Source organism: Salinicoccus jeotgali (assembly GCF_039538805.1).
Taxonomy (GTDB): Bacteria; Bacillota; Bacilli; order Staphylococcales; family Salinicoccaceae; genus Salinicoccus; species Salinicoccus jeotgali.
In genome coordinates, this window is record NZ_BAABCK010000061.1 from 22,220 (window position 1) to 29,434 (window position 7,215).

Sequence of the window (7,215 nt, forward strand, 5' to 3'; positions counted from 1 at the left end):
ATATCCCTCTTATAGATAATCAATGAAATTACGTCTGAATTTGACATGCAGGATTGAACCGATGGCTAATATGACGAAAATAAGGCTCCAGAAATACAATGTCAGTTCCCAATGCGTGACCAGATACCACTCGGTGCCGAAAAACACTGAACGGTAGCCTTCGATGAGGTAGACGAGAGGGTTCAGTCTCATCAACTGCATCAAAAGCGGAAAGTCCGACAGGAGTGACAAGGGCCATAAGACTCCTGATAAGTATAAGCCCATGCGTAACAGGGAGCTCAGTAACATATGTACATCCCGGACAAGCGTGGATAGCGTAGAGGTGATCAATGAAAACGAAAATACGAGCGCATATGTACCAAATATGAAGTAGGGCAGCTGCAGATAATAGATGTTGATGTAATAACCCGCTAACTGAAAAACGATAAAGACAATGCCGAGCATGATAATATGTGTATAGAACTTTGAGAATATCGCAATGTTGGGTATTAGACTCAACGGGAAATTCATTTTTGAGAGCAATTTCAAACGGGTGTAGATGGATTTGGATGCTTGGACAGTGCCCTGGAAAAAGAACGTCCATAATATGAATCCGACAAATAACCAGAAGAAGAACGGAACTTCTTCTCCTCCCATTTCTATCGGTTCTCGCTTCCGCAATGTAGAGAAGACGAACCAGTATATTAGTATACTGATTAAGGGGGTAAGTATTTCCCATACTGTCCCCAGATAGTTATTCTGATTTTTACTTTTGACGTCGTACATGGACAGCCGTCTTACAAGATAAAAATGATTCAGCTGTTCCCTCAATACTATCAATATTGATTTCATCTCTTTTTCACAACCATTTCCTTCATCGTTGTTGAATTATACAATTTAAGATTCCAAATGACAAATAATCCTGTCGCTGACACGTTTTGCAGCTTCTCCATCTTCAAGAGCACAGAAACGTGCACGAAACGCAGCAGTGGAATAGATCTCGTTGAAATCCGTCGTTTCGGTCATCTTTATTGTCTCGATCAAGTGCTCGGTCGTCTCGACTAGCGGACCGGGTGCCATTGTTTCAAAATCGAAGTAGAAGCCCCGGACATTTTCCCTGTAATGCTCAATATCATACGTATAGAAGATCATCGGCCGCTTGAGATTCGCATAGTCAAAGAACACCGAGGAATAATCTGTGATGAGTAAGTCAGAGACTATATACAGATCTCTTACATCTTCGTAGGCAGAAACATCATAAAAGAAGTCTTTATACGACGAAAGATCTAGGTTCTCTGCAACCAAGTAATGAAGCCTCAACAGGACGATATAATCGTCGCCGAGCTCTGCCTGCATTTTTTCTACGTCAAATTGCAGGTCAAACTTGTATTTACCGCGTTCATGATAGGAGTCATCACGCCACGTTGGTGCATAGAGTATGATTTTCTTATCGATGGGAAGCTCTAGTTTGGTGCGGATATAGTCTTGGAACAGCGGATTATCATTATTGAACAAATGGTCATTTCTCGGGTAACCTGTTTCAAGCGTTACGCCATAGAAACGAAAAGCGCGTTTAAAGATCTCGGTCGAGTAGGAGTTTGGTGAAATGAGATAATCCCATTTGCTTGATTCGGCTGTAAAGTTCCGTTTATATTTGTCTGTATCAGTTCCGGGCATGAGGACACTGTTGATATCAGTGCCGAGTTTCTTCAATGGCGTCCCATGCCATGTCTGTAGGTATAGGGTGTCGTCGGGCTTTGGGATCCACAGCGGCAGACGGCTGTTCGTCACCCACAAAGCTGCTTTGTTCATATAAATCATCCAACTAGGTGTAAAACGCGTTACGTAAGGAATGTCCAATGTTTTAAATACTTTCCTATGGCGACGATCAGCACTCCAGAGTAACCGGTAATCTGGATAGTGGGCGGTCATATATTCATAAATTGCCCGTGGGTTATCGCTGTACTGTTTGCCAAGGAAACTTTCGAATATGATTAGCCTGTAATCTTTATGGAAAGACTTTCCGAGCAACCAAAACAATATTTTGTAGAACTTCAACAGAATCACTTTTAATGTTTTCATAGTCACCACACCGTTAATAATAGTATTATGTATATGATATAATTTGTTATGATATACTTTTTACATCGCCATCATATTAGCATATCAAAAATATTATACCATTATCATGGTATAGTAGGGAGGCACACTATGAAAAAAGTAATTACTTATGGCACATTTGATTTACTTCATACCGGCCACATCAATATTCTGAGACGTGCAAAAGAACTCGGTGACTATCTCATCGTGGCAATCTCAACCGATGAATTCAACATGCTTAAGCATAAGCAAGCATACTATCCTTTTGAACAGCGGAAGCAGATTCTAGAAGCTATACGCTACGTGGATGAAGTCATCCCAGAAAATGACTGGGACCAGAAGATCCAGGATGTCAAGGCACATGAGGTCGACATCTTCGTCATGGGACATGACTGGGAGAGCGAATTCGACTTTTTGAAGGACTATTGCGAGGTCATCTATTTACCACGTACCGAAGGGGTTTCGACGACAAAAATCAAACATGATCTGTCTCATCGAAATGATTAAGGAAGCGGCACTCGCCATCTATCTGACGGCCGTCCGCACCGTCTTCCGCTTGTGCCGTCTCGCGCCGCTCCAGCACAAGACGGTCATGCTTGCTTCGTTCGGTGACAATATCCAGGTGGTGGCAAGTGAAGTGTCAGCACAGACGGATTCACGAGTCGTCATTCTAAAGGAACCCGGGTGTCGGCAGAAGTTCGACAGCATAGCGAGTCGAAATATCATCCGTTTTTCACCAGCCCGACCCAGCAACTGGCTAAAAGGCCTATACCACCTCGCCACGGCGGAGGTGGTTTTCGTCGACAACTATCATTTGATTCTAGCCGCATGCGACTTCCGGCAAGAAGCGGTGTGCGTCCAATTGTGGCATGCCAACGGGGCAGTCAAAATGTTCGGTTTGTATGATAAGACAGCATCGGACAGACCAAAATCGGCTATCCGGCGCTTCAGGCAAGTATACAGTCGTTTCCATAAAGTGGTCGTGAGTTCAGATGAGATGGCTGGTATTTTCAAACGAGCCTTCGGCCTTGATGAAGCTAACATTCTCAAAACCGGGGTGCCTCGAACAGATTTCTACCGCTCGACACAACGCGTGAAGAAGGCTCGGGAGGAGATGGAGATGTCACTACCGCAGCTCCGTGATAAAAAGGTGTTGCTCTATGCACCGACATTCCGAGATTCAGACTTCACCATTGATAGCCTGCCGCTCGACCTCGAAAAAATGAAGGATGCGCTCGGCACGGATCATCATCTACTTATCCAGTTGCATCGCACGGTGCAACTTGTGGATACATATAACTCCGATTTTGTCACCCACACTTCCGGAAAATATGACATTGCGTCACTGCTGAGCGTCGCGGATCTCCTCATTACGGATTATTCGTCGATTCCATTCGAGTTCTCTATGCTCGGCAGGCCGATGCTTTTCTTTGCCTATGACCTCGAGCAATACAAGGTGACACGAGGTATTTGGTTTGAATATACCGCCATGATGCCGGGGCCGGTCGCTCGTACCACAGATGATGTAATACGGCACATTAAAGAGAATCATTTTGATTATTTAGAGGTCGCAAGCTTTGATGCTATCTGGAATAAATATGCAACTGGAAATGCTTCAAAGAACCTTGTGGAAGTACTATATAAGAAGACGCCAGAAGAAATTTAGTTTCTTCTGGCGTCTTCTTAATTACTTTTTAATGTAGATGGAGAAACACTTTCTTTTTTAACGGACTCAATAGAACTAATAGAAGGAACTCTAAAGTTGGGTACATTACCAACAATGAATTTTCCTAGAGAAAATCGATTAATTATATATGCAAAACAAATTGAGAGAGTTATTCCAAGTATACTTTTGTAAAGAATATCGTAAAAGACAATCTCATGTAACATTCCCATTCTATTCATGAACGCGAGATGTAGCAAATAGATACTGAACGAATAGTTGCTTATGAAAACTATAAATCTAGGAATATTTACTATATAAGATTGTATTAAGAAGAACAATAATAACACGGCAGTGGTATAAATAGGTGTATCCAACCTCTTTGATCCAATGGCGCTGTTAAGGCCTGTAGTGTGGGTATAAAATACAATGAGAATGCTCATGAGAAATAGCGTGATAATAGGGAAAGTATAATTTTTGATGGTCGATGTGAACTTCTCATAGTAGATTCCAATATAATATCCAAGAACAAAATACGTTAACCATCCAAAAAATATCGTCTGTCCCTCTTTCCCCCACAGAATGCCACCAACAAAATTCTCAGGAGATGGATAAATCAATCTTATTCCCCAATAAATGGAGGTCAATATGATTGAAATTATGATAATAGGAATAGGTGGTAGTTTTCTCAGATACTTTGAAAATAGATAATGCAAGATATAAAATTGAAAGATTATAACGATAAAGTAGGTCACTGAATAACCTCGTATTGATACAAGCAGAAAAGCATCTATGAATTCCATAAGTGTCTGTGGGGAATGGCTACTAAAAGTCCAGTATATATTAAGGAACACATATGGTAGCCCTAAATACAATAGACGCTTTTTGAAGAATCCTCTTTTAAGTTTATCTCCATACATATGTGCAATAAGGAATTCTGAAATAAATACAAAAGCAGGCGTACAGAACATAAGGTAGATTTGGAGATAGGTTGGCCACTCATTTTTGACGAGTTGAGGATTGTTTGAGAGTGTCAAAGAAACACTATGTATAATGACAATACCGATACACGCAATAGAACGAAGCCAAAATATCTCCGGTAATATTTTTTTCATTTATTTACTCCTTTGCATCATAATGGTTAATGATTATCAACGTGCCATAGAAATTACAGTTTGTGTCATCGTATTCATTTATAGAGCTCCCGAATAAGGGAGCTCTATAAATATTCAAAAACTCTTTTGGTTTATTATATCAACAACAGCATCATATATCCTCTTACGGTTATTATGGTCACGGTACTTAAATACACCTGACAAATCAAAGTCTTTGGGGGCGAAATTGCTCTCAATATAATATTCTATGGTATCTATGAGTTTATCTTCTGTTTTTGCTACGTCACCTATAAAAGTTTGATGTAGTGGACGAAGCATACCTTGTCTAAAGAATTTTTGTGCATCAAAATGATAGTAAATGACAGGCTTATCCATGAGTTTAAAATCAAAGCTTACACTCGAATAGTCTGTGATGAGAAGAGCATGTTCTTTTAACATGCTTTGAACACTCTTTTCCCCTAAACGCATGAAATGAATATTACTTCCTAAGTCCAAGTGTTCAGAATTGAAATAAGTTTGAGAACGATAATGAGGATAAAAGTTAAGTTGAACATTGTTATCTTTAAGTATTCGATTTAATCGTTCATTATGAATCAGATTATAATATTTTTGATAATACTCGCTGCTTATGAATTTCTCATCACTATTAATCCAATCTCGCCATGTTGGCATTAGAAGAATATCTCGACTTTGATTCTTGTAAGGAAGTAGGTCAAAACGAGCTAGTCCAGTAACTGCAATTTCTTCATCGCTGTAGCCCATTTTATTTTTAACAACATCTTCTTTTTCAGGTTCACTGCTTACAATAAATAAATCAAAAGGTATATCATAGTATTTTTTGTTATACTCTACTGGTTTTCTTCCTAGTACTCCATGTTGAAGAAATACTTTAATGGTATCTTCGTAGTGGAAAAATCCTCGTGCGGTTTTATACGGCAGAAGATTCTCCAAGTCATGAGTTCCCAATAAAACACCAGCTTTAAAAGATACATAATAATGTAATTCTGAACCGAAAGCCAAAACATTTTTCTCATTTTTAATTTTTTGGTAATCCTGTGCAGTATCTTCAATAACATAATATGGCTCAATATCCGTGTTTTCTTTTAGCCACTTAAATAAAGCGTAACCATTGTCTTGAGCAGTATCATATCTTTCTCCTAGGAGCCACACGTTCATATCCTTTCTCTCTGTGGAGAGGGGGATTTTTACGTTTGCCGGGACTTTAAAGGACTCTAGCTTTAAATTGTCAAAAGGGGTCGTCGTAACCAAGTGATAATGAAGGTTACCTTCACTATCCTGAACATTATGGCTGGCATAATAGTTATCTTTTTTATACTTGGAGAATTTGTACTTAATTTTTACTTTTCTCAGCACCTTGCCTGAGTTATGGATTATCTCAACATACACATCGAGAACTGTTTTATCTTTACTCTTAACATCGACGAAATCAACATTTTTTAAATCAATATCGAAATTATTATCGATTTTAATACGTGTAACATCTTGGGAGTACCTATCTGAAAATGATAGATAAGCCTGACTCTCAATGAATGATTCTGAACCTTCTATAAACCCTTTAAACCGAAAATTTTCTATATCGGTCACTAATCTTTTCAGACGTTTTTGTGATACTTTAAAGCCTAATAGGTTGTCACGCCTACAATAAAACCATATGTTTAATTTTTCATAATTATAAATGGTCTGAATCGAGCCATTGAATCCAAAGTTTTTTAATTTTTTTATGTCGGGTTGAAGTCTTAAAGGTTCTGGGTGATCAGTTTCTAGCATAAATCTTTTGCGTGTGATGTTATCAAGAAGCAATGAAATAGGAACATCAATTATTATTTCTGAACTAGGGCCTGAAGATGTTACTGGAACGCGAGATAATTGATTAGTGGAAGCGTCTATAATCAAAAGGGAGGCGACATCCAATTGAACTTTAAAAGAAAACTTCATTTGAAGATGCTGTTCTCTCAACTTCGCTTTGAAATCTAAGACAGGTACATTATGACTGTCAATTTCAACTTTGAAGTCTCCTCTAATTGTAGAGAAGGTTATCTTGTGTTTAGCAGTATTCATTGCGTGATCAGTACCAACATATTTCAATGGTCTCAGCTCAGCACCACTGAGCAAATATATTTCAGGTTTCCCCATATTGAGATTATCGAAGTCATTGAATTTAAGTATAGAGGGGTCCTCTGAAATATTCTCTAAAACTGTTATTTTATTATTACGCCGATTGTAAAATTAAGCTAGACACCTAAAAAGGGTCACGCGTGATACACTCAAAATGAGTTTTCCGACCAAAGAAAATCATAGGAGTGATCACGCATGACCTACACCCATATTACCACGGAC

General features: G+C 39.0%; 6 protein-coding genes. 2 read left to right on the forward strand and 4 right to left on the reverse strand.

What is annotated here, in order from left to right; all coding sequences use genetic code 11:
- Nucleotides 1-9: 9 nt before the first annotated feature.
- On the reverse strand, nt 10-831 hold the full coding sequence (locus tag ABD734_RS08980; RefSeq protein ID WP_344703512.1) for an ABC transporter permease: 822 nt from the start codon (nt 829-831) through the stop codon (nt 10-12).
- A 45-nt stretch (nt 832-876) separates the two neighbouring features.
- On the reverse strand, nt 877-2,061 hold the full coding sequence (locus ABD734_RS08985; RefSeq protein ID WP_344703514.1) for a CDP-glycerol glycerophosphotransferase family protein: 1,185 nt from the start codon (nt 2,059-2,061) through the stop codon (nt 877-879).
- Between the two features lie 129 nt (nt 2,062-2,190).
- Between ABD734_RS08985 and tagD the strand changes: the two genes are divergently transcribed.
- Nucleotides 2,191-2,586 (forward strand): glycerol-3-phosphate cytidylyltransferase, encoded by a 396-nt coding sequence (gene tagD, locus ABD734_RS08990; RefSeq protein WP_344703516.1) that lies wholly within the window; start codon nt 2,191-2,193, stop codon nt 2,584-2,586.
- Entirely contained in the window at nt 2,561-3,745 is a 1,185-nt protein-coding gene (locus ABD734_RS08995; RefSeq protein WP_344703518.1) for a CDP-glycerol glycerophosphotransferase family protein, read from the forward strand. Before tagD ends, ABD734_RS08995 begins: the two co-directional genes overlap by 26 nt.
- Before the next feature lie 17 nt (nt 3,746-3,762).
- Here the strand turns inward: ABD734_RS08995 and ABD734_RS12040 are convergent, their stop codons facing one another.
- On the reverse strand, nt 3,763-4,857 hold the full coding sequence (locus tag ABD734_RS12040) for an acyltransferase family protein (RefSeq protein WP_425568398.1): 1,095 nt from the start codon (nt 4,855-4,857) through the stop codon (nt 3,763-3,765).
- A gap of 114 nt (nt 4,858-4,971) precedes the next feature.
- Nucleotides 4,972-7,011 (reverse strand): CDP-glycerol glycerophosphotransferase family protein, encoded by a 2,040-nt coding sequence (locus ABD734_RS09000; RefSeq protein ID WP_344703520.1) that lies wholly within the window; start codon nt 7,009-7,011, stop codon nt 4,972-4,974.
- Nucleotides 7,012-7,215 lie beyond the last annotated feature (204 nt).

Excerpts from the sequence above, each read along its gene's own strand:
- ABD734_RS08980 (WP_344703512.1), bottom strand. The coding sequence starts at position 831 with ATGAAATCAATATTGATAGTATTGAGGGAACAGCTGAATCATTTTTAT.
- ABD734_RS08985 (WP_344703514.1), bottom strand. The coding sequence starts at position 2,061 with ATGAAAACATTAAAAGTGATTCTGTTGAAGTTCTACAAAATATTGTTT.
- tagD (WP_344703516.1), top strand. The coding sequence starts at position 2,191 with ATGAAAAAAGTAATTACTTATGGCACATTTGATTTACTTCATACCGGC.
- ABD734_RS08995 (WP_344703518.1), top strand. The coding sequence starts at position 2,561 with ATGATCTGTCTCATCGAAATGATTAAGGAAGCGGCACTCGCCATCTAT.
- ABD734_RS12040 (WP_425568398.1), bottom strand. The coding sequence starts at position 4,857 with ATGAAAAAAATATTACCGGAGATATTTTGGCTTCGTTCTATTGCGTGT.
- ABD734_RS09000 (WP_344703520.1), bottom strand. The coding sequence starts at position 7,011 with ATGGGGAAACCTGAAATATATTTGCTCAGTGGTGCTGAGCTGAGACCA.